Below are 19,470 nucleotides of genomic sequence, written 5' to 3'. Positions count from 1 at the left end.
ATTTAATCTTGTGACGCGGTTTTTTTCGCCGTTTTTCCCCTTTTCAATAAGATTCAGCATGTTAAAGAGATAAGAAATTTTCGTGACAACCATCACATAATCCTCTGCCCCGAAAGGGTTATATCCTTCTCTATAAGTTGCATTTAAAATGCACCTTATATTATTGAGAATGAGGTAACGGCTATGTCTTATCGCGATCAACCTTTAGGTGAACTGGCGCTCTCTATTCCTCGCGCTTCGGCACTGTTTCGTAAATACGATATGGATTACTGCTGTGGCGGTAAGCAAACGCTGGCACGCGCTGCCGCACGTAAAGAGCTGGATGTAGAAACTATCGAAGCACAGCTCGCACAGTTGGCAGAACAACCGCTGGAGAAAGACTGGCGCACCGTAGCGCTGGCAGAAATCATCGACCATATCATCGTTCGTTATCACGACCGCCACCGCGAACAACTGCCGGAACTGATCCTGCAAGCCACTAAAGTTGAACGCGTTCATGCAGACAAACCTAACGTACCACGCGGTCTGGCAAAGAACCTGACCATGCTGCATGAAGAACTGTCCAGCCACATGATGAAAGAAGAACAGATCCTGTTCCCGATGATTAAACAGGGAATGGGTAGCCAGGCGATGGGACCTATCAGCGTGATGGAAAGCGAGCACGACGATGCCGGTGAACTGGTAGAAGTGATCAAGCACATCACCAACAATGTGACGCCTCCGCCAGAAGCCTGCACCACCTGGAAAGCCATGTATAACGGCATTAACGAGTTGATCGACGACCTGATGGAGCACATCAGTCTGGAAAACAATGTGTTGTTCCCGCGTGCCCTCGCTGGTGAATAAAAAGGGCGCCTGAGAGCGCCCTGTTTTACGGAATATTAGAGCCGCATCGCGGCTCTTTTTTTATTAGCGTACGCCAGCCATGCGTTTCTTACCGATAAACAGCCAGCCCAGTCCCAGTGCAATGAACCACAGCGGCGTTACGATCAGTGCCTGTCGGGTATCCTCTTCCAGCGTCAGCAGTACCAGTACAAACACGAAGAACGCCATGCACACCCAGCACATCAGCTTGCCTAACGGCATCTTGTAGATCGATTTCTCATGCAGATGCGGACGCTGTTTGCGGTACACCAGGTACGAGCAAAGAATAATGGTCCAGACAAACATGAACAGAATCGCTGATACGGTGGTGATCATGGTGAATGCGCCAATCACACTCGGGTTAACATACAGCATCACTACGCCGCCCAGCAGGCAGATACAGGAGAACGTCAAACCTTTCGCCGGTACTGCACGTTTAGACAGCTTGGCGAATGCTTTAGGCGCTACGCCTTCCTGCGCCAGACCAAACAGCATACGACTGGTTGAGAACACACCGCTGTTCGCAGAAGACGCCGCAGAGGTCAGAACCACAAAGTTAATCAGGCTCGCCGCTGCCGGTAGCCCTACCAGCACAAACAGCTCAACGAACGGGCTTTTGCTTGGAACAACCGAGCTCCACGGTGTTACAGACATAATCACGATCAGCGCGAAAACGTAGAACATGATAATACGGATCGGAATCGAGTTAATTGCTCGCGGCAGAGATTTCTCCGGGTCTTTGGTTTCCGCAGCTGTCGTTCCCACCAGCTCGATACCCACAAACGCGAACACCGCTATCTGGAAGCCAGCAAAGAAACCACTCAGACCTTTCGGGAACCAGCCACCATCATTCCATAAGTGCGTAAACGACGCTTCAACGCCGGTTGGCGACTGGAAGTGCGTCAGTACCATCACCAGACCGACAACAATCAGTCCAACAATGGCGACGATCTTGATCATGGCAAACCAGAACTCCATCTCACCGAACATTTTAACGGTGGCGAGGTTGAGACTCAGCAGCAGAATGATCACTGCCAGTGAAGCAACCCAGTCAGAGAGTCCAGGGAACCAGAATTGCGCATAAGCCGTAATGGCGACAACGTCCGCCATCCCGGTAACTACCCAGCAAAACCAGTAGGTCCAGCCGGTAAAATACCCAGCCCATGGCCCGAGAAGGTCAGAGGCGAAATCGCTGAAGGATTTGTATTCGAGATTCGAAAGCAACAGTTCTCCCATTGCCCGCATCACGAAAAACAACATGAAACCGATGATCATATATACAAAGATGATCGACGGTCCGGCGAGACTGATGGTTTTTCCGGAGCCCATAAACAGGCCCGTGCCGATGGCACCACCGATTGCAATAAGTTGAATATGACGGTTTGTGAGATTGCGCCGTAGCGACTGTTCAGACGAACCCTCTTCGTCGGCAACGACTTTTACCTGATCTACCATGTTTTTTTCTTCCTGTACCTGTCTGTGTTGTTCAGGCTCTACGGCCTTTAATGTGTCTATGATACGACGATCCCGTTAGCAGGACTCATCGATATTAGGTAAGAATCGGCGGGATGAATACTAAGATTTAGATATAATGTTAATTTAATGTTTAAAGTGAGTGTCATATCACTCTGATACCGCGAATTAGCTCACAAAAATACACGCAAGAACGTCATTTGCAAGATAAAATATCGATACTGTTACAACTATAGGTTTTAAAACTAATTTTCCGCTCCCCTCAACCCTGAGGGGAACAGAAGTCACTGCTTACAGGATCTCGAGCAGCTCAACCTCGAACACCAGCGTGCTGAACGGAGGAATGGACGCGCCAGCGCCACGCTCGCCATAAGCCAGTTCCTGAGGAATAGTCAGTTCCCATTTTGAACCCACCGGCATCAGGGTCAGCGCTTCAATCCAGCCTGGGATCACGCCATTAACCGGGAATTCAGCCGGCTCACCACGAGCGACAGAACTGTCAAACACAGTACCGTCAATCAGTTTACCGGTATAGTGCACACGTACGCGGTCGGTACGCGCCGGAATTGCACCTTCACCCTGAGTCAGAACACGGAACTGCAGACCGGATTCAGTGCTGTTCACACCGTCTTTCTCACGGTTTTCTTCCAGATATTTGACGCCATCGGCGGCCATAGCCTGGAAACGTTCACGACGTACCGCATCCGCACGTTCGTGGATTTCACGCAGTGCGCGGTGCACAACGTCAACAGGCACAGCTGGGTGTTTGCCTTCCAGCGCATCAGCAATACCAGCGACCAGCGCTTCAGGTAACAGCCCTTCCAGACCGGATTCGCTCAGTTGCTGTCCAACCTGCAAACCAATGCCGTAGCTTGCTTGCGCTTCGATAGTGTCAAAAGTCGGGGTGGCCATCATATTTCCTTTCATCGGATGTAAAGTAGCGGGCAGCATATCAGCCATGCCGCATCCGGTAAAACTTTGTATCAGGAAGAGATGACAAATCGCGAGGAAAAAGAAACAATGGCTATATTCCGCATCAATATCACGAAAGCGGATGTATACCCTGAAAAATTCGAGTGCAGGCAGGCGAACGAATCCCGATGAGCTTACATTTATAAGTAATTAGGGTGAGTGAGAGCAGCCAACACACCGGCAACGCGAAGCATGAAGGGTATTATGACGAACATCATAGCGTTAGCCATCTATACTCTATGATCGAGGAACGATAAGCGGAGCAGGAGGAAAGCCATGCCCGGGCGCTTTGAATTAAAACCAACCCTGGCGAAAATCTGGCATGCACCGGACAATTTTCGCATTATGGACCCGCTACCGCCTATGCATCGCCGTGGCATCATTGCTGCTGCAATCGTGCTGGTGATAGGTTTCCTGCTCCCTTCTAATGACACCAGCGATACCCCAGTGGTCACACGTGATGCACAACTGGATTTCCAGTCGCAATCACAGCCGCCGACTGAGGCTCAGCTTCAGGCACAGCTGGTTGCCCCGCAAAACGATCCTGGCCAGGTCGCTCCGGTTGCACCGGAACCGATCCAGGAAGGAGAACCAGACGTACAGCCGCAGGCTCAACAATCTCAGCCCCAGACGCAGCCTTTTCAGCAGGATAGCGGGATTGACCAGCAATGGCGCACCTATCGCGTAGATTCAGGCAAAACGCTGGCGCAGGTATTCCGCGATCATAACCTTCCACCAACCGATGTGTATGCTATGGCACAGGTCGAGGGGGCAGGAAAACCGCTGAGTAATCTAAAAAATGGTCAGATGATACAGATCAGGCAGAATGCCAATGGTGTGGTGACGGGTTTAACTATCGATACCGGTAATGGTCAGCAGGTGCTGTTTACCCGCCAACCCAACGGCAGCTTTATTCGCGCACGGTAATTTTTAGTCCGGGTGGCGACGTCAATGCCTCACCCGGACTGGCATCGGCCTGATAAGCGCCACGTTATCAGGCATTCTGTGGTTTGCGCACTTTACTGACCTTATTCACCCACCAAATCCCCGAACAGACCAGCACCAGCGCAACCGCGTATTTCCACTCCAGAATATTCTCGCCGAGGAAGATCGCCGACAGCACCGCTCCCGAAACGGGAATAAGAAAGTTAAACGGAGCGATCATCCCTACACGATTGTACTTGAGCAAGATGCTCCACAATGCGAACGCCACCGAAGAGAGCAGCGTCAGGTAGCCAAGAATCGCCACCGAAGACGAACCGTGTACGGTCAGCGTCCCACCGAAAGCATAGCCCCCGATAACCAATGCCAGACCGCCTATCCCCAGTTGATAGCCTGTCATCACCGTCGGATCCACTGTCTGAGAAATACGTTTACCGTAAAGCGTGGCGGCAGAGAGAATAAAGGCTGCCAGCACCACCGAGCCATCCCCTAACAGACTAAAGCTAAAGTCCATCAGGCCACTGTTAAAGTTCACCACCATCACACCGGTAAAGCCCAGGATACAGCCCAGCGCCTTGTTGTAGCTCAGCTTGTCGTTCTGGTAGATAAAGTGGGCCAGCAGTACGCTAAAGAACGTGCCAGTGGCGTTCATGATTGAGCCTTTCACACCCGTCGTGAACGCCAGACCGATGTAAAAGAAGATGTATTGCAGTGAGGTCTGCGTCAGTCCCAGCAGCGTGAGCTGTCCAAACTGGCGTGGGCTTAACCTGCCGATAGGTTTACGCTGCATCATAGCCAGCAACAGTAGTAATAATCCCGCAAACAAGAAGCGGTATCCGGCAAAGACAATTTTCGACGGAATGTCATCCGTGGCAATCTGGAAGATCTCATACCCGCTTTTTATCGCCGGATAGGCACTTCCCCAGAGCAGGCAGCAGAACGCCGCGCTCAGATAGACTACATTTTTACGCGCAAACAGAGGTTGGTGCGTTGTTTCCATTCCATCACCACTTTGAAATAATGTTTTATTTTTACGATTATCCCGAAAAGGATAAAGAATAGCCAGAGCGAAAAACAGGAGGGGGAGAAAAGCAAAACGCCGGCACAGGGCCGGCGCTTTTACGCGGTTTTTAGAATAAAAACTTATTCTGCAACTACGTTTACAGTCAGCTTAGCAAACACTTCGCTGTGAACCTGGAAGCTCACTTCGTGCTCACCAGTGGTACGCAGAACACCGTTCGGCAGACGAACTTCGCTCTTAGCCACTTCAACGCCAGCTGCAGTTACAGCGTCAGCGATGTCGCGAGTACCGATGGAACCGAACAGTTTACCTTCATCGCCCGCTTTGGACGCGATGGTTACGGTTTCCAGTGCGTTGATTTTCTCAGCACGAGCTTCAGCAGCAGACAGAACGTCAGCCAGTTTGGCTTCCAGTTCAGCGCGACGCGCTTCGAAAAATTCAACGTTTTTCTTGGTAGCAGGAACAGCTTTACCCTGTGGTACCAGGAAGTTACGAGCGTAGCCCGCTTTAACGTTAACCTGATCACCCAGGCTACCCAGGTTTGCTACTTTATCAAGCAGAATAACTTGCATTACCTTATCCTCTCAAAGTCGTATTAATGGACCGTGACCGATTACTGATGACGATCAGTGTACGGCAGCAGGGACAGGTAGCGAGCGCGTTTGATAGCGCGAGCCAGCTGACGCTGGTATTTTGCACGGGTACCGGTGATACGGCTTGGGACAATCTTACCGCTTTCGGTGATGTAGTTTTTCAGCGTAGCGATATCTTTATAGTCGATCTCTTGAACGCCTTCCGCGGTGAAACGGCAGAACTTGCGACGACGGAAATAACGTGCCATATGGCTAGTCTCCAGAATCTATCAATTCAATCTGCTCGGCATGCAGAACCATTTTGCTCAGGCCGTTCTTTGCCTTATGGCAAGAAATGAACCCCTGAACGGTCACTGCGCTACCGACCGTTATACTGTGAGTAATGGCCTGGTTTTCGTGTCCGCTAACAATAACGGGCATTTGGCACCATGCCTGCCGGTGAAAACCGGCTTCCTCCTGCACAGAACGATGCTCAAGCACGAACTGGCAATGAGGAATTCCTGATGGACTGACCTTTCGAAGGGGAGCCCTGCACACGGTGCCGGACAACGCCAGACGGTTGGTCATCAGAAATTACTCTTCAGAATCCCCAGCATCTGCATCATCTGCGGTTTCGTTTGCGAAATCATCGCGACGTTCACGACGCTCGTCTTTCGCTTTAACCATCGGAGATGCTTCGGTAACAGCGTGCTTAGTACGCATTACCATGCTACGGATAACGGCATCGTTGAAGCGGAAGTTTGTTTCCAGCTCATCGATAACTTCCTGCGGCGCTTCAACGTTCAGCAGAACGTAGTGAGCTTTGTGCAGTTTGTTGATCGGGTAAGCCAGCTGACGGCGGCCCCAGTCTTCCAGACGGTGGATCGTGCCTTCTGCTGCAGTGATTGCACCAGTGTAGCGTTCGATCATACCCGGAACCTGTTCGCTCTGGTCAGGATGGACCATAAAAACGATTTCGTAATGACGCATCGAATTGCTCCTTACGGATTATTCAGCCTCCTGTCTGGGTCAGCCGAGGCCCGGGGAGGCAAGGAACGTGTTAAAGGTCGGCTGAAAAATTGACGCGTAATCATACTTGCGCCTACAGCCAAACACAAGGCGATTGTTCGATTATTTATCATGGCGTCATTAATACATATCCAGCAGCATTTTGACGCTGATGCAAATGGAGACAATCACAATCATCGGTCTGATGACTTTCTTTCCTCGCGTCAGCACCACCGTGGCCCCCAGGCGCGCACCGAGGGATTGTCCCACGAACATGACCAGCCCCAGCGACCAGATCATTTTACCGCCGAAGATAAAAAACAAAATCGAGGCGATGTTCGATGCCAGATTAATAAAGTTAGAGTGGATTTGCGCCTTATCGATGCTGTATCCCCAAAGCAGGATATAGCAGAGCGTATAGAAAGAGCCGGCCCCAGCGCCAAGAAACCCATCATAAAAACCCACGCACCCGCCGCCGATAAGTGAGAAAAGAAGCAGTGACACCTGCTGTTTTCTTTTCGGTTCACTGAGATTAGGGGCAAATATGAAATAGATGGCGACGGCGATAATCAGTACCGGCAGCAACTTTTTTAGCAGGTCCGGCTCAATAAACTGGATTAATGTGGTGCCCAGCGCAGAACCAATAAAGGCAGATAAAAATACATATTTGTGTTCCTGAACATTGATATGCCCTCGGCGTAAAAAATAAATCCCGGAGGTGAGCGAACTGCCCAACGCCTGAATTTTATTGGTCGCCAATGCGTTGGCCGGCGGCAAACCGGAAATCAACAATGCGCCAATAGAGAGAAACCCACCGCCCCCCGACACTACGTTAATAAAACCAGCTACCAGCGCAACCATAAACATAATCAGGAAATAGCTGAAATCCATGAATGAAGTATCCATAAGTTTTTGCCTTATAATCATAAAGTTATATTATTTTTTTCAGCTCACTATAGACGGCGTACTCATTCGGTTAAATTGACCATTTGGTAAGAGGTTATGCCTGGAAAACAGGAATTTTTAACCACAGCGGTAGACATCAGCTAACTGTTAATTAAAGGAAAGACAGGCATGCGGTAATTTTTTGAACAACTGCATCAGAAATGGTCGCTATCGACTCCGTCGGTAACGGTTAAAATTAAATCAGAAGTTATCTACTCACAGGAGAAAGCGAACCAGAGACCGCAGTCGAGGAGGTACATATGCGAGCCCGTGTTTTGACCCTTCTGGCTGTACTTTTGCTCAGTGCAAGTGCAACGGCAGCCATCAAGATTGACAATCATCAGGCCAGAAATATGGATGATGTGCAGAGCTTAGGCGTAATTTACATAAACCATAACTTCGCCACTGAAAGTGAAGCCAATCAGGCCCTGAATGAAGAAACAGATGCTCAAGGCGCTACCTACTACCACGTAATCCTCACCAGGGAGCCAGGTAGTAACGGAAATATGCGCGCCAGCGCGGATATTTATCGCTAGCTATCCAGAAATAACCAACGAGAACATTGCCACAGTTTGACTTGCCCCCTTCATTGGGGGCTTTTTTTGCAGTAAAACGCATCCGGAACTGATCGATAACATCCCCTGAAAGCGTTAGCTCCGGAGCGTTTTGTTTATTTCTGTCCGTAATAGGCGTTCGGGCCGTGCTTACGCATGAAGTGTTTGTTCATCAGGTAGCCATCAATGGGATTGAGGCATGGGTTGATGCCGCGCGCAATCCACGCCATCTTCGCCACCTCTTCCATCACCACTGCGTTATGTACCGCCTCATGGGCAGTTTTCCCCCACGCAAACGGACCGTGCTGATACACCACCACACCTGGGGTATGCAGCGGTTCAACGTCCCCCAGAGTTTCAATGATGACCTTGCCGGTGTTCAGCTCATATTCGCTCTGTACCTCTTCTTCGTTTAACGCCCGGGTGCAGGGAATATCGCCAAAGAAATAATCCGCATGCGTAGTGCCAAGTGCCGGGATCGCCAGCCCCGCCTGCGCCCATGCCGTCGCATGGGTTGAGTGGGTATGCACCACGCCGCCGAGCGATGGATAGCGGCGGTACAGTGCCAAATGCGTCGCAGTATCAGAAGAAGGACGATAGCGCCCTTCCACCACGTTCCCTGCCATATCGACCACAACCATATCGTCTGCGGTCATGGCCTCATAAGCAACACCGCTGGGTTTGATCACTACCCACCCGCGTTCGCGGTCGATGCTACTCACGTTGCCCCAGGTAAAAGTCACCAGTCCGTAGCGCGGCAAATCCATGTTGGCATCGAACACCTGCTGTTTAAGCTTTTGCATTACGCCGCCTCCACCAGACCAACGCTTGCCATACGCGCTTTCACCCAATCACGCGCTTTCGCCACTTCTCGTGCCGGATCATCTGCCGTTTCACTCCACATCTCAATCAGGTATGGCCCGCAATACCCACTCTGCTTGAGTGTTGCAAAACAACGTTCGAAATCCACCACGCCCTCGCCAAACGGCACGTTTTTGAACACACCGGGTTTGGTGTCTTTAACGTGTACCGCCACGATATGTCCTATCCCGGCCTGTAATTCCATCTGCACGTCGTTATCCCACGCCGACAGATTGCCAATATCAGGATAAAGCTGGAACCAAGGATTGTTCAGGTAGTGCGCATAACCCAGCGCCTTGCTGATCGAGTTCATCAGGGGATAATCCATAATCTCCATCGCCAGCGTCACCTGAGCACGACTCGCCATTTCCACGCTCTCTTTCAGCCCATCGCGAAAACGACGACGCGTTTCGTTATTTGCCTTCTGGTAGTAAACGTCGTAACCCGCCAGTTGGATCACGCGAATGCCAATATCCTGAGCAAATCGGATCGCTTTACGCATGATCTCCAGTCCCTGATCACGCACCGCGTCATCTTCGCTACCGAGCGGAAAACGACGATGCGCACTCAGGCACATGGAAGGGACACGCACACCGGTTTCGGCAATCGCACTTACCAGCGCCAGACGCTGCTCACTGCTCCAGTCCAGGCGCGCCAGGCGGTCGTCTGTTTCATCAACAGACATCTCAACAAAATCAAAACCCAGTTCTCTGGCAAGCTTCAGCCGCGTTTGCCAGCACTCCCCGACGGGAAGCGCTTTTTCATAGATACCGAGCGGGATCTGTTTCGACAACATAACCGCTCCTTAGCCCCAAAGTTGGGCGATGGAACGTTTGAACTGACGAGCAGCTTCTACCGGTGAGGCTGCATCACGAATGCTGCGACCGGCGATAAAAACATGGATTGGAATGCCTTTGAACAACGGTAGATCCTCCAGCGCCAGACCGCCGGTAACGGTGACTTTGAAGCCCATATCGGCCAGACGTTTGATGGCGCTGATATCTGCGTCCCCCCACGCCACACCTGCGGCCTGTGCATCGCGACTACGGTGATACACAACCTGTCCAATGCCCGCGTCACGCCATTCCTGCGCCTGTTCCCAGGTCCAGTAACCGGTCAGTTCAATCTGTACATCGCCATTGAATTCTTTCGCCACATCCAGCGCACCTTTGGTGGTGTTGATATCCGCACAGCAGATCACAGTCACCCAGTCAGCGTTGGCTTCAAAGCACATACGAGAAAGAATTTTGCCTGCATCGGCAATTTTGGCATCCGCCAGTACGATTTTATGCGGATACAGCGCTTTAAGATCGCGAACCGCACGCACGCCTTCAGCGACACAGAGAATCGTACCAACTTCAATGATGTCCACTTCATCTGCAATCAGGCGTGTTGTTTCATACGCGGAAGCCATCGTTTGATTATCCAGCGCTACCTGCAACATAGGTAATGACATTTTAGTGTTCCTTTTAAGCAGCCGCCGCAGTGGCGTTATCAATTAAATCCAGTACTTCCTGCGCGGTGCGGCAGGCACGTAAACGATCAAAATTAGCTTCATCTTCAAACAGATTAACAATCTGCATGATGCCAACCTCCTGATGCGTGTTGGCATCCACTGCCGCCATGGTGATCAGAATATCAACCGGGTCGTTATCTTCGTGGTTAAACACCAGCGGTGTTTTCAGCGTAACCAGGGCAAACCCGGTTTTCTTCACACCTTCCTCCGGGCGGCCATGAGGCATAGCCAGACCAGGTGCTATCACAAAATACGGGCCAAACTGCTCTACGCCGTCGAGAATCGCCTGGTAGTAACGCGGTTCGACAACATCGGCCTTAACCAGCAGATCGACGCCCAGCTTTACGGCTTCCTGCCAGGTGCTGGCATCAGCCTGCAAAAGGATGGCGTTATTGTCCGCTAATGAATCACGTAATTTCATATGGCGTCCTTACTTCACATCCTGCGGAAAATGTTCTTTGATCACTTCCAGCAGCTTTGGACCAAAATCGGCTGGCGATAGCATATTGCGTACGCCAACGACATATTTGTTGCCGGAAACAGTGATTTCACCGGCGATATGGGTAGAGGCGATGATGATATCTGCGCCGCTCAGCTCGCTTTTGTATTCGCCCACCGCGCAACTGTTCACCGTATGGTCAATATTTGACTGGGTTAAAAACTGATCCACTTTCATTTTCATGATCATGGAACTGCCTTGCCCATTGCCACACACAGCCAGAATACGTACGGTCATAATCGGAACTCCTTATTAGGCAGATTGCCCTGCCAGTTGTTTTTCTGCATCTTCCTCAGCGCGCAATGTGCGCCCTGCGAAAAACATATAAGCCAGTGAAATCAGAATCATGACGGCCATAAAAATCAGTCCGAGTGAGGCAAAGCCCTGCATCATCGGTGGAGCCAGAATCGACCAATCCGCCATCCCCATCCAGGCGCTCATGCCGGTGAGTTTCACCGCCCAGACGCAGCCAAAGATTTCGATCATCCCCATCACAAGACAAATTTTGAGCGCCGCACGCCAGCCGCCAAAGTGGTTAGCAAACACACCAATAGTGGCGTTAGAGAAGAACATTGGGATAAAGCCAGGGATTATCAGAATGGATGAGCCGAAACCCACCAGGATACCGACGGCGATCAACTGGCCGATGGTGCCCCACATAAAACCCCAGACCACCGCATTTGGTGCAAAGCTATAAATCGCCGCACAGTCAATCGCCAGTACTGCGCCGGGAATAAGGCGTTGAGAAATACCATTGAACGCTTCTGAAAGTTCAGCAACGAACATACGTACGCCCTGGGTGATGATGAAGATCGCGACCGCGAACGAGAAACCAGTTTGCAGGATATAGATAGTCCAGTGGGTTTTACCCGCCATCGCCTGGACAACATCAATACCGAAGGAAAGCAGGATCGCTCCAAAGAAAATGGTCATCACAATGGCTGTAGAAACGATGTTGTCATGGAAGATATTCAGCCAGCCAGGCAACTTAAGATCTTCGACGCTCTCTTCTTTTTTACCCAGATATGGTGCGAGTTTGTAAGCCATCCACGAAGCGAATTGCTGCTGGTGACCAATGGAGAAGCCGCAACCGTCTGTGACTTCCTGGGTCGGCTTGTACATCATGTTGGAGGTAATGCCCCAGTAGAGCGACACCAGCACCGCGGTACAGATAATGGTGGTCCACATCGGGTAACCGAAGATGTAGAAAGAGACCGCAATCAGCCCCGCTTGCTGGAACATGATGTGGCCGGTCAACATGATAGTGCGGATACCGGTAATACGCCGCAGCAGGACGTAACAAATGTTCAGCGCCAGCGCCAATAACACGGCGTAGCCTACCCAACTATAGGCATCGCCCATACGTTCAATGGTCGCCATCATTGAGGCGTAGGTATCTGAAATCGCGCCGTTGATGCCATAAACCTCAGACATCTTCGCCACCACTGGTTTAAAGGTGCTGGTCAGGATGCCGGACCCCGCCTGCAACAACATAAAACCGATGATTGTTTTGATCGTGCCTTTGATAATCACGCTGACGCTCTTACGCAGCAGGATGTAGCCAAGACAGGTCACAATACCCAACAGCAGCGGAGCATTGGTCATTACCTGATTAAAAAAGACGGTAAAGATGTTGTAGAGGATCTCCATAACGATCTCCAGTAAACGAAGTTGCCGGGTTTTGTTGATACCCGAATGTTGTACCCTCACTCTAATTTTCAAAAGTAATCACAACAAGATTGAATTTGATTAAATGTGACGCACCACGCAAATAATTCCTACAGATCAGGAAAGGATTAATCACCATCAGCTCAAATCACGATTAAGTGCAATAAAATCAAATAAATAATAAAATACCCCAAATAAAACCTCGCGTAATTCCCTCGTAATTACACTCTGTCAGAGATGCTGGTCGCGAAAAACAAGTCATTGCCAACGTGAAAAAATAGTGTCAGGATTAATCAAAACAAATCACACTTTGATTCAATCTGAACAAACATGAAGGTAAATGCGATGAGTAAAGTAAAAAGCATTACGCGTGAATCATGGATCCTGAGCACGTTCCCGGAGTGGGGAAGCTGGCTGAATGAAGAGATCGAACAGGAGCAGGTTGCACCAGGCACCTTTGCCATGTGGTGGCTAGGTTGTACCGGGATCTGGCTGAAATCAGAAGGTGGGGCTAATGTCTGTGTCGATTTTTGGTGCGGGACAGGTAAGCAGAGCCACGGTAATCCGCTGATGAAAACCGGGCATCAGATGCAGCGTATGGCCGGAGTAAAGAAATTGCAGCCAAACCTGCGCACCACGCCATTTGTGCTCGATCCTTTCGCTATTCGCCAGATCGACGCAGTACTGGCCACTCACGATCATAACGATCACATTGACGTTAACGTTGCTGCGGCCGTCATGCAGAACTGTGCCGACGATGTACCATTTATCGGGCCGCAAACCTGCGTGGATCTGTGGATCGGCTGGGGTGTGCCAAAAGAACGCTGCATCGTAGTGAAACCGGGTGACGTTGTTAAAATAAAAGACATTGAAATTCATGCTCTTGATGCATTTGACCGCACAGCGCTGATCACACTGCCAGTCGATCAAAAAGCGGCCGGCGTCCTTCCAGACGGCATGGATATGCGTGCCGTTAACTACCTGTTCAAAACGCCGGGCGGTACGCTGTATCACAGCGGAGACTCCCACTACTCCAACTACTACGCAAAACACGGCAATGAACATCAGATAGATGTGGCACTGGGTTCCTATGGCGAAAACCCGCGCGGCATTACCGACAAGATGACCAGCTCCGACATGCTGCGTATGGCGGAAGCGTTAAATACCAAAGTGGTGATCCCGTTCCACCATGATATCTGGTCAAACTTCCAGGCCGATCCGCAAGAGATCCGTGTTCTGTGGGAGATGAAAAAAGATCGGTTGAAGTATGGCTTCAAGCCGTTTATCTGGCAGGTTGGCGGCAAGTTCACCTGGCCGCTGGATAAAGATAACTTTGAATATCACTATCCACGCGGTTTTGACGACTGTTTTACAATCGAGCCGGATCTGCCGTTTAAATCCTTCCTCTAATCGCTATGATGCCGGGTTTTTCCCGGCATTTTTCAATATTTACTTTAGTATTTTCAGGCTATTTCAAATATCATCTTAAAAAATCATTTTGTATCGGAATAGCTCATGACTGAAGCACAAAGACATCAAATTCTACTCGATATGCTGGCACAGCTGGGCTTTGTGACCGTTGAAAATGTCGTAGAACGCTTAGGAATCTCACCCGCTACGGCACGTCGGGATATCAACAAACTTGACGAAAACGGCAAGCTTAAAAAAGTTCGTAACGGCGCAGAAGCCATTACTCAACAGCGGCCACGCTGGACGCCGATGAATCTGCACCAGGCACAGAATCATGACGAGAAGGTACGCATAGCCAAGGCAGCGTCACAACTGATCAATCCAGGCGAAAGCGTGGTGATCAACTGTGGATCCACTGCATTCCTGCTTGGGCGGGAAATGTGTGGCAAGCCGGTGCAGATCATTACTAATTATCTGCCGCTGGCAAATTATCTGATCGACCAGGAGCATGAGAGCGTAATCATCATGGGCGGGCAATATAACAAGAGCCAGTCCATCACACTTAGCCCGCAGGGCAGCGAGAATAGCCTGTACGCCGGGCACTGGATGTTTACCAGCGGCAAAGGACTTACCGCTGACGGGCTGTATAAAACTGACATGCTGACCGCGATGGCAGAACAGAAGATGCTTAGCGTAGTCGGCAAACTGGTAGTACTGGTCGATAGCAGTAAAGTGGGTGAACGTGCAGGTATGTTATTCAGCCGTGCCGATCAAATCGATATGCTGATTACCGGTAAAAATGCGAACCCTGAGATCTTGCAACAGCTCGAAGCGCAGGGTGTAAACATTTTGCGCGTTTAGAGATGTTGGCGGAAAAATGATACCGTCGCTGCCAGCGCTTCTGGCGTGATACGGTGGCGCACGCCAGCTTCCCACAGGCAGGTCAGATTTTTATCCAGACCTGCCTGAATCAACGCCTGTTGTAAGCGGAAGGTTTCAACGGCCGGGACCACATCGTCATCCTGTCCATGCCACAATAAAAGCGGTCTGTCGGCCAGTCGGTCCAACTGATGTGTCACATCCCACTCAGCGAGCGGAGCTATTATCGTATCGAACTCCGTCTGCTGCTCTGGCGTCTGCACGAATAAAGGTGGAAAAAGCGTATGGGCAAGGTGGGTAAAATAGCCCGAACCCATCAGGCTGGCTGCACATTTAACCTCGGGATGTCGCGCCATAATACCCAGTGCCGTCATACCACCCATTGAGGCGCCCGCGATAGCAAGACGTTCATCTAATATCCAATTCTCTGCCACCAGCGCCGCACGTAACGCCGTAAATTCCTGCATGTTTTGCTGCAAAATCTGCCAGAAGCGGTACATTCTACCCTGCGTATCACCACTGAACCGCGCACCATGATCGGGTGCTTCGGGCATAACAACCCGGAACCCGGCCTGTGCCAGAGCGACGGCAAAATAGCTGTAAACCAGGCTGGAAGAAGTGAACCCGTGATAAAAGATAATGCAGGGAAGTGTAAGGTCGTGTTGACCAGCAGGAAATGCGTGCAGGACAGGAATACCAGCCAGTTGCCGTGTTTCAATTTCTATCATTTGTCGCCTCTTTCTTTCCGGTATGCCATGGAGAAATACTTAACGCAAGTGAATGTGTTCGGCAATGATTCATAATGTTGAGAACTAGGTTACGCTTTCGCAACATTTTCATTCGAAAATCGCGCGAGAGATAACATTTCGGGAACATTCCCCTAAAGGGAAATTAATAAGGCACTACACTATGGCTATCAGGAAACGAGATAGAGTTATGCGTCGGTTTGCCTCTTTGATGCTGGTTATGTTTTTAAGCGCCTGTAGCGTGCTACAGGGGACGCCACAACCCGCGCCACCTGTCGCAGACCATCCGCAAGAAATCCGCCGTGACCAGAGCCAGGGGTTACAGCGAATGGGGACAGTCAATGCGCTGGTGAGAGGCTCTCCAGATGATGCGCTGGCAGAGATTCGTGCCAAAGCTGCCGCGGCTAAAGCTGATTATTACGTTGTATTACTGGTTGATGAAACCGTGGTAACGGGCCAATGGTATTCACAAGCCATTTTATATCGTAAATAACACGGGATTGAAATTTAGTCAGCTTTACATTGCTTTGCGCCCCTATGCGTTTACCTGTGCACAATAAACCAACAGCAGGGAGCTTGAGGTTTATTATCGCGATGGAATGCCCTGCCACGTGTAGGGGTACGAATAATGGAGCTGACGATGAAACAATCACTTGCCTTATCCTCACTGCTGCTTTCTGCCGGACTGGTGGATACCACGGCACAGCCTGCCGAGTTCGCCAGTGCTGACTGTGTCACGGGTCTGAACGAAATAGGACTGATCTCTGTCAGCAACATTGCAGGAAATCCACAGGATGTGGAACGCGTTGTGGCGTTAAAAGCGGATGAACAAGGTGCCTCATGGTATCGGATCATTCAAATGTATGAAGAACAACAGCCTGATAACTGGCGTGTACAGGCCATACTCTATGCATAGCATACTGCCAGGTGTCGCTCACTTATCTGCCTACATCGAAAGTAAGAGTGTAGGCCTGATAAGATCCTCCTGCACAGCCGCCAGGCAAGTCATTAACACAAGCCACCCGTAGCCCGTAATAACAAGTCATTCTGCACCTGTTCAGACAAACGCCGACCACCACGCGTATCCAACATCATCTGACACCAGGCCTGCGCCACTGGCGGAGATGCATAGCGCAACATCTGCGCCCCACAGCCGAGCAGGAAAAGCTGCTGCGTAATCTCCCGTCCCAGCTCCTCACTGGGTTTACGTAAGTGCTGTTGTAGCTGACGTACCATTCTGTCGTAATGTCGGTCTTGCCCTTTTACTTCAGCAAAAGCTTCACTGAGCATATCGTACATACCCGGTTGTTTCGTTAACACTCGCAATACATCGAGGCACATAATGTTCCCGGATCCTTCCCAGATACTGTTTACCGGCATCTCGCGGTACAAACGCGGCAGTTCACTCTCCTCACAATACCCCGTGCCACCAAGCACTTCCATGGCCTCTGCAACGAATGGCATACCGCTTTTACAGATGGCGAACTTTGCCGCTGGCGTAAATAATCTGGCCCACAGAGCTTCTTTCACATCGTTGCGACGATCCCAGGCTCGCGCCAGCCGAAACAGCAACGCTGTTTGGCCTTCCAACTGGAGAGCCATCCGGCTCAATACCTGTCGCATCATCGGCTGCTCAATCAGTGGTTTGCCAAATACCTGCCGCTGATGCGCATGATAAATTGCCACGGAAAAGGCGCGCCGCATCATACTGTGGCTACCAAGCGCACAGTCAAAACGTGTCATACCACCCATTTTCAGGATATGACGAACGCCTTCCCCCTCCTCGCCCAGTAGCCAGCCAATCGCATCCTGAAATTCAACTTCGCAACTGGCGTTAGAGCGGTTGCCTAACTTATCCTTCAGCCGTTCAAGACGGATAGCGTTACGCCGCCCATCAGGTAAAAATCGCGGGACAAAGAAGCAGGACAACCCTCCTTTAGCCTGTGCCAGCACCAGATGAGCATCGCTTTGCGGTACGGAGAAAAACCATTTATGCCCAACTAGCCGATACGTGCCATCCTCAAGGCGGTCTGCCTGAGTGGTATTGCTCAGCACATCTGATCCCCCCTGTTTCTCCGTCATTCCCATGCCAATCAGTAGACCGCGCTTTTGCCCGCCGGGCAGCAGATGTGAATCATAACGATCGCTGCATAGCGGTGTGAACCAGTCATGAAATTGTGGGGGTAACATATCAAGTAACAGCGGCGTGGCGGCAAACGTCATGGTAACAGGGCATAACGTGCCAGCCTCCACCTGCGCATGCAGCATAAAACGTGCGGCCCGGGCAACAAATGTCCCCTGTCTTGCATCTTCTTCCCAGGCAAGATTATGTACCCGGTTGGCACACAGCCCCTGCATCAGTAAATGCCAGGCGGGATGAAAACGCACGTCATCCAGTCGCTGCCCCTGCGGATCGTATCGCAATAGTTCTGGCGGATAAGCGTTGGCCAACCGTCCCAGTTCGAGCGATTCCGCCGTTCCTAATTGCTGGCCAATACTGGCAAGAAGATCGCTGTCCCAGCCAGCCCCCTCACGATTCACCGCTTCACACAGTGCACCATCGGACAGGTATAAATTGCTGTTATTGAGCGGTACAGGTTGGTTAAAAACGGTATGCGTTTGCCAGTGCATTGTGTTTCCCTCCGTCAATGGCAGTGACCATAAGTATGGTCACTCACAGAAGAGGGTGCCTGGGATAGCGGTCACAAAAAAGCCATCCCGGAGGATGGCTTGATGGAAATGGAGAGCTCAGTTACCCGCGCTGACGAACGGCCTCAAACAGGCAGATCCCCGTTGCAACGGAGACGTTCAACGATGAGACGCTACCAGCCATCGGAATACTGATCAGCTCATCACAGTGTTCACGAGTCAGACGACGCATACCTTCACCTTCAGCTCCCATGACCAGCGCCAGGCGGCCAGTCATTTTGCTCTGATACAGAGTGTGGTCAGCTTCACCTGCCGTCCCAACAATCCAGATGTTCTCTTCCTGCAGCATACGCATCGTGCGCGCCAGGTTGGTCACACGGATCAGTGGCACGCTTTCTGCCGCGCCACAGGCGACTTTTTTCGCCGTCGCATTCAACTGCGCAGAACGATCTTTCGGGACGATAACAGCATGCACACCAGCCGCGTCTGCGCTTCGCAAGCAAGCGCCCAGGTTATGCGGATCGGTAACGCCATCCAGGATCAAAAAAAACGGCTGATCGAGAGAGGCGATCAGATCCGGCAGATCGTTTTCCTGATACTGGCGGCCCGGCTTCACGCGGGCAATAATTCCCTGATGTACCGCACCCTCACTTTTCTCATCCAGAAACTGGCGGTTAGCCAACTGGATGACAACGCCCTGCGCTTCCAGAGCATGGATCAGCGGCAGCAGGCGTTTATCTTCACGACCTTTGAGAATAAAGACGTCCTGAAAGCGCTCAGGCGCACGCTCCAGCAGAGCCTGCACCGCATGGATGCCGTAAATCATTTCACTCATGAATGTACTCGTTAATAGTTTATGTGTAATGCCGGGCAGTACTTAGCTCACCCGGC

Annotated in this window: 24 protein-coding genes; 7 read left to right on the top strand and 17 right to left on the bottom strand. The window is 50.9% G+C overall.

The genetic code is table 11. From position 1 onward, the window contains the following. Nucleotides 1–183: 183 nt before the first annotated feature. Entirely contained in the window at nucleotides 184–846 is a 663-nt protein-coding gene (ytfE, locus tag OGX98_RS21980) for an iron-sulfur cluster repair protein YtfE (protein ID WP_045439037.1), read from the top strand. A gap of 63 nt (nucleotides 847–909) precedes the next feature. Here ytfE and cycA read toward each other — a convergent pair whose 3' ends face one another. Both cycA and bamJ read right to left on the bottom strand, forming a co-directional pair. Next, nucleotides 910–2,319, bottom strand: coding sequence for a D-serine/D-alanine/glycine transporter (gene cycA, locus OGX98_RS21975; RefSeq protein WP_045439035.1), 1,410 nt, complete (start codon nucleotides 2,317–2,319; stop codon nucleotides 910–912). 309 nt (nucleotides 2,320–2,628) lie between these two features. Further along, on the bottom strand, nucleotides 2,629–3,249 hold the full coding sequence (gene bamJ, locus OGX98_RS21970; RefSeq protein WP_045449404.1) for a BamJ family beta-barrel-assembly machinery protein: 621 nt from the start codon (nucleotides 3,247–3,249) through the stop codon (nucleotides 2,629–2,631). A gap of 336 nt (nucleotides 3,250–3,585) precedes the next feature. Here bamJ and OGX98_RS21965 point away from each other — a divergent pair, with 336 nt between their 5' ends. Next, the gene (locus tag OGX98_RS21965) at nucleotides 3,586–4,236 is read left to right on the top strand and encodes an OapA family protein (protein WP_284096888.1); all 651 of its coding nucleotides are present in this window, start codon (nucleotides 3,586–3,588) and stop codon (nucleotides 4,234–4,236) included. A gap of 67 nt (nucleotides 4,237–4,303) precedes the next feature. On the opposite strand, the gene OGX98_RS21960 is transcribed toward OGX98_RS21965, so the two are convergent. The 6 genes from OGX98_RS21960 to OGX98_RS21935 all read right to left on the bottom strand — a co-directional run bounded on the left by OGX98_RS21960 (nucleotide 4,304) and on the right by OGX98_RS21935 (nucleotide 7,758). Then, nucleotides 4,304–5,251 carry a DMT family transporter gene (locus OGX98_RS21960; protein ID WP_045439029.1) on the bottom strand — a complete coding sequence of 316 codons (948 nt, stop codon included), beginning with the start codon at nucleotides 5,249–5,251 and terminating at the stop codon, nucleotides 4,304–4,306. A 143-nt stretch (nucleotides 5,252–5,394) separates the two neighbouring features. After that, the gene (rplI, locus tag OGX98_RS21955; RefSeq protein WP_003025676.1) at nucleotides 5,395–5,844 is read right to left on the bottom strand and encodes a 50S ribosomal protein L9; all 450 of its coding nucleotides are present in this window, start codon (nucleotides 5,842–5,844) and stop codon (nucleotides 5,395–5,397) included. Between the two features lie 41 nt (nucleotides 5,845–5,885). Beyond that, nucleotides 5,886–6,113, bottom strand: coding sequence for a 30S ribosomal protein S18 (gene rpsR, locus OGX98_RS21950; RefSeq protein ID WP_000135199.1), 228 nt, complete (start codon nucleotides 6,111–6,113; stop codon nucleotides 5,886–5,888). Between the two features lie 4 nt (nucleotides 6,114–6,117). Further along, entirely contained in the window at nucleotides 6,118–6,432 is a 315-nt protein-coding gene (gene priB / locus OGX98_RS21945; protein WP_006686338.1) for a primosomal replication protein N, read from the bottom strand. Nucleotides 6,433–6,438: 6 nt separating this feature from the next. Further along, complete coding sequence (gene rpsF, locus OGX98_RS21940) at nucleotides 6,439–6,834, bottom strand: 30S ribosomal protein S6 (protein WP_006686337.1); 396 nt, start codon at nucleotides 6,832–6,834, stop codon at nucleotides 6,439–6,441. A gap of 159 nt (nucleotides 6,835–6,993) precedes the next feature. Beyond that, complete coding sequence (locus OGX98_RS21935) at nucleotides 6,994–7,758, bottom strand: TSUP family transporter (protein WP_045439023.1); 765 nt, start codon at nucleotides 7,756–7,758, stop codon at nucleotides 6,994–6,996. Between the two features lie 299 nt (nucleotides 7,759–8,057). Here OGX98_RS21935 and yjfY point away from each other — a divergent pair, with 299 nt between their 5' ends. After that, a complete protein-coding gene (gene yjfY, locus OGX98_RS21930; protein WP_045439020.1) occupies nucleotides 8,058–8,333 on the top strand; it encodes a DUF1471 family protein YjfY in 276 nt (91 codons plus the stop codon). A 134-nt stretch (nucleotides 8,334–8,467) separates the two neighbouring features. Here the strand turns inward: yjfY and OGX98_RS21925 are convergent, their stop codons facing one another. Genes OGX98_RS21925 through ulaA form a run of 6 tightly spaced genes read right to left on the bottom strand, consistent with a single transcriptional unit; the run spans nucleotide 8,468 to nucleotide 12,877 of the window. Then, nucleotides 8,468–9,154 carry an L-ribulose-5-phosphate 4-epimerase gene (locus tag OGX98_RS21925; RefSeq protein ID WP_286595917.1) on the bottom strand — a complete coding sequence of 229 codons (687 nt, stop codon included), beginning with the start codon at nucleotides 9,152–9,154 and terminating at the stop codon, nucleotides 8,468–8,470. After that, complete coding sequence (locus tag OGX98_RS21920) at nucleotides 9,154–10,008, bottom strand: L-ribulose-5-phosphate 3-epimerase (protein ID WP_048222313.1); 855 nt, start codon at nucleotides 10,006–10,008, stop codon at nucleotides 9,154–9,156. Before OGX98_RS21920 ends, OGX98_RS21925 begins: the two co-directional genes overlap by 1 nt. Nucleotides 10,009–10,017: 9 nt before the next feature. Beyond that, nucleotides 10,018–10,668 carry a 3-keto-L-gulonate-6-phosphate decarboxylase UlaD gene (gene ulaD, locus OGX98_RS21915; protein ID WP_045439012.1) on the bottom strand — a complete coding sequence of 217 codons (651 nt, stop codon included), beginning with the start codon at nucleotides 10,666–10,668 and terminating at the stop codon, nucleotides 10,018–10,020. 13 nt (nucleotides 10,669–10,681) lie between these two features. Next, nucleotides 10,682–11,149: a PTS ascorbate transporter subunit IIA gene (ulaC, locus tag OGX98_RS21910; RefSeq protein ID WP_045439010.1), complete on the bottom strand. Its 468-nt coding sequence runs from the start codon at nucleotides 11,147–11,149 to the stop codon at nucleotides 10,682–10,684. A 9-nt stretch (nucleotides 11,150–11,158) separates the two neighbouring features. Beyond that, nucleotides 11,159–11,464 (bottom strand): PTS ascorbate transporter subunit IIB, encoded by a 306-nt coding sequence (gene ulaB / locus OGX98_RS21905; RefSeq protein ID WP_045439008.1) that lies wholly within the window; start codon nucleotides 11,462–11,464, stop codon nucleotides 11,159–11,161. Nucleotides 11,465–11,479: 15 nt separating this feature from the next. Continuing rightward, the gene (ulaA, locus tag OGX98_RS21900; protein ID WP_045438997.1) at nucleotides 11,480–12,877 is read right to left on the bottom strand and encodes a PTS ascorbate transporter subunit IIC; all 1,398 of its coding nucleotides are present in this window, start codon (nucleotides 12,875–12,877) and stop codon (nucleotides 11,480–11,482) included. 363 nt (nucleotides 12,878–13,240) lie between these two features. Here ulaA and ulaG point away from each other — a divergent pair, with 363 nt between their 5' ends. Further along, a complete protein-coding gene (gene ulaG / locus OGX98_RS21895; protein WP_200012443.1) occupies nucleotides 13,241–14,305 on the top strand; it encodes an L-ascorbate 6-phosphate lactonase in 1,065 nt (354 codons plus the stop codon). A gap of 105 nt (nucleotides 14,306–14,410) precedes the next feature. Next, nucleotides 14,411–15,166 carry an HTH-type transcriptional regulator UlaR gene (gene ulaR, locus OGX98_RS21890; protein ID WP_045438991.1) on the top strand — a complete coding sequence of 252 codons (756 nt, stop codon included), beginning with the start codon at nucleotides 14,411–14,413 and terminating at the stop codon, nucleotides 15,164–15,166. Here ulaR and yjfP read toward each other — a convergent pair. Beyond that, nucleotides 15,163–15,912, bottom strand: a complete 750-nt coding sequence (gene yjfP, locus OGX98_RS21885; protein ID WP_286595916.1) for an esterase — start codon at nucleotides 15,910–15,912, stop codon at nucleotides 15,163–15,165. The genes ulaR and yjfP overlap by 4 nt on opposite strands. A 181-nt stretch (nucleotides 15,913–16,093) precedes the next feature. Between yjfP and bsmA the strand changes: the two genes are divergently transcribed. Both bsmA and yjfN read left to right on the top strand, forming a co-directional pair. Next, nucleotides 16,094–16,423, top strand: a complete 330-nt coding sequence (gene bsmA, locus OGX98_RS21880) for a biofilm peroxide resistance protein BsmA (protein ID WP_071828881.1) — start codon at nucleotides 16,094–16,096, stop codon at nucleotides 16,421–16,423. 147 nt (nucleotides 16,424–16,570) lie between these two features. After that, the gene (gene yjfN / locus OGX98_RS21875; protein ID WP_136345327.1) at nucleotides 16,571–16,846 is read left to right on the top strand and encodes a DUF1471 family protease activator YjfN; all 276 of its coding nucleotides are present in this window, start codon (nucleotides 16,571–16,573) and stop codon (nucleotides 16,844–16,846) included. 92 nt (nucleotides 16,847–16,938) lie between these two features. Here yjfN and OGX98_RS21870 read toward each other — a convergent pair whose 3' ends face one another. Next, entirely contained in the window at nucleotides 16,939–18,561 is a 1,623-nt protein-coding gene (locus OGX98_RS21870) for an isovaleryl-CoA dehydrogenase (protein ID WP_286595915.1), read from the bottom strand. 121 nt (nucleotides 18,562–18,682) lie between these two features. Continuing rightward, complete coding sequence (gene rlmB, locus OGX98_RS21865; protein WP_045438969.1) at nucleotides 18,683–19,414, bottom strand: 23S rRNA (guanosine(2251)-2'-O)-methyltransferase RlmB; 732 nt, start codon at nucleotides 19,412–19,414, stop codon at nucleotides 18,683–18,685. Nucleotides 19,415–19,470: the final 56 nt, after the last annotated feature.

The sequence above is a fragment of the Citrobacter sp. Cm046 genome (assembly GCF_030333065.1).
Taxonomy (GTDB): Bacteria; Pseudomonadota; Gammaproteobacteria; order Enterobacterales; family Enterobacteriaceae; genus Citrobacter; species Citrobacter murliniae.
This window is presented reverse-complemented; position numbering and strand designations above follow the sequence as displayed.

What these genes read in the sequence shown, in the direction of transcription:
- ytfE (WP_045439037.1), top strand. Translation starts at nt 184, where the DNA reads ATGTCTTATCGCGATCAACCTTTAGGTGAACTGGCGCTCTCTATTCCT.
- cycA (WP_045439035.1), bottom strand. Translation starts at nt 2,319, where the DNA reads ATGGTAGATCAGGTAAAAGTCGTTGCCGACGAAGAGGGTTCGTCTGAA.
- bamJ (WP_045449404.1), bottom strand. Translation starts at nt 3,249, where the DNA reads ATGGCCACCCCGACTTTTGACACTATCGAAGCGCAAGCAAGCTACGGC.
- OGX98_RS21965 (WP_284096888.1), top strand. Translation starts at nt 3,586, where the DNA reads ATGCCCGGGCGCTTTGAATTAAAACCAACCCTGGCGAAAATCTGGCAT.
- OGX98_RS21960 (WP_045439029.1), bottom strand. Translation starts at nt 5,251, where the DNA reads ATGGAAACAACGCACCAACCTCTGTTTGCGCGTAAAAATGTAGTCTAT.
- rplI (WP_003025676.1), bottom strand. Translation starts at nt 5,844, where the DNA reads ATGCAAGTTATTCTGCTTGATAAAGTAGCAAACCTGGGTAGCCTGGGT.
- rpsR (WP_000135199.1), bottom strand. Translation starts at nt 6,113, where the DNA reads ATGGCACGTTATTTCCGTCGTCGCAAGTTCTGCCGTTTCACCGCGGAA.
- priB (WP_006686338.1), bottom strand. Translation starts at nt 6,432, where the DNA reads ATGACCAACCGTCTGGCGTTGTCCGGCACCGTGTGCAGGGCTCCCCTT.
- rpsF (WP_006686337.1), bottom strand. Translation starts at nt 6,834, where the DNA reads ATGCGTCATTACGAAATCGTTTTTATGGTCCATCCTGACCAGAGCGAA.
- OGX98_RS21935 (WP_045439023.1), bottom strand. Translation starts at nt 7,758, where the DNA reads ATGGATACTTCATTCATGGATTTCAGCTATTTCCTGATTATGTTTATG.
- yjfY (WP_045439020.1), top strand. Translation starts at nt 8,058, where the DNA reads ATGCGAGCCCGTGTTTTGACCCTTCTGGCTGTACTTTTGCTCAGTGCA.
- OGX98_RS21925 (WP_286595917.1), bottom strand. Translation starts at nt 9,154, where the DNA reads ATGCAAAAGCTTAAACAGCAGGTGTTCGATGCCAACATGGATTTGCCG.
- OGX98_RS21920 (WP_048222313.1), bottom strand. Translation starts at nt 10,008, where the DNA reads ATGTTGTCGAAACAGATCCCGCTCGGTATCTATGAAAAAGCGCTTCCC.
- ulaD (WP_045439012.1), bottom strand. Translation starts at nt 10,668, where the DNA reads ATGTCATTACCTATGTTGCAGGTAGCGCTGGATAATCAAACGATGGCT.
- ulaC (WP_045439010.1), bottom strand. Translation starts at nt 11,149, where the DNA reads ATGAAATTACGTGATTCATTAGCGGACAATAACGCCATCCTTTTGCAG.
- ulaB (WP_045439008.1), bottom strand. Translation starts at nt 11,464, where the DNA reads ATGACCGTACGTATTCTGGCTGTGTGTGGCAATGGGCAAGGCAGTTCC.
- ulaA (WP_045438997.1), bottom strand. Translation starts at nt 12,877, where the DNA reads ATGGAGATCCTCTACAACATCTTTACCGTCTTTTTTAATCAGGTAATG.
- ulaG (WP_200012443.1), top strand. Translation starts at nt 13,241, where the DNA reads ATGAGTAAAGTAAAAAGCATTACGCGTGAATCATGGATCCTGAGCACG.
- ulaR (WP_045438991.1), top strand. Translation starts at nt 14,411, where the DNA reads ATGACTGAAGCACAAAGACATCAAATTCTACTCGATATGCTGGCACAG.
- yjfP (WP_286595916.1), bottom strand. Translation starts at nt 15,912, where the DNA reads ATGATAGAAATTGAAACACGGCAACTGGCTGGTATTCCTGTCCTGCAC.
- bsmA (WP_071828881.1), top strand. Translation starts at nt 16,094, where the DNA reads ATGGCTATCAGGAAACGAGATAGAGTTATGCGTCGGTTTGCCTCTTTG.
- yjfN (WP_136345327.1), top strand. Translation starts at nt 16,571, where the DNA reads ATGAAACAATCACTTGCCTTATCCTCACTGCTGCTTTCTGCCGGACTG.
- OGX98_RS21870 (WP_286595915.1), bottom strand. Translation starts at nt 18,561, where the DNA reads ATGCACTGGCAAACGCATACCGTTTTTAACCAACCTGTACCGCTCAAT.
- rlmB (WP_045438969.1), bottom strand. Translation starts at nt 19,414, where the DNA reads ATGAGTGAAATGATTTACGGCATCCATGCGGTGCAGGCTCTGCTGGAG.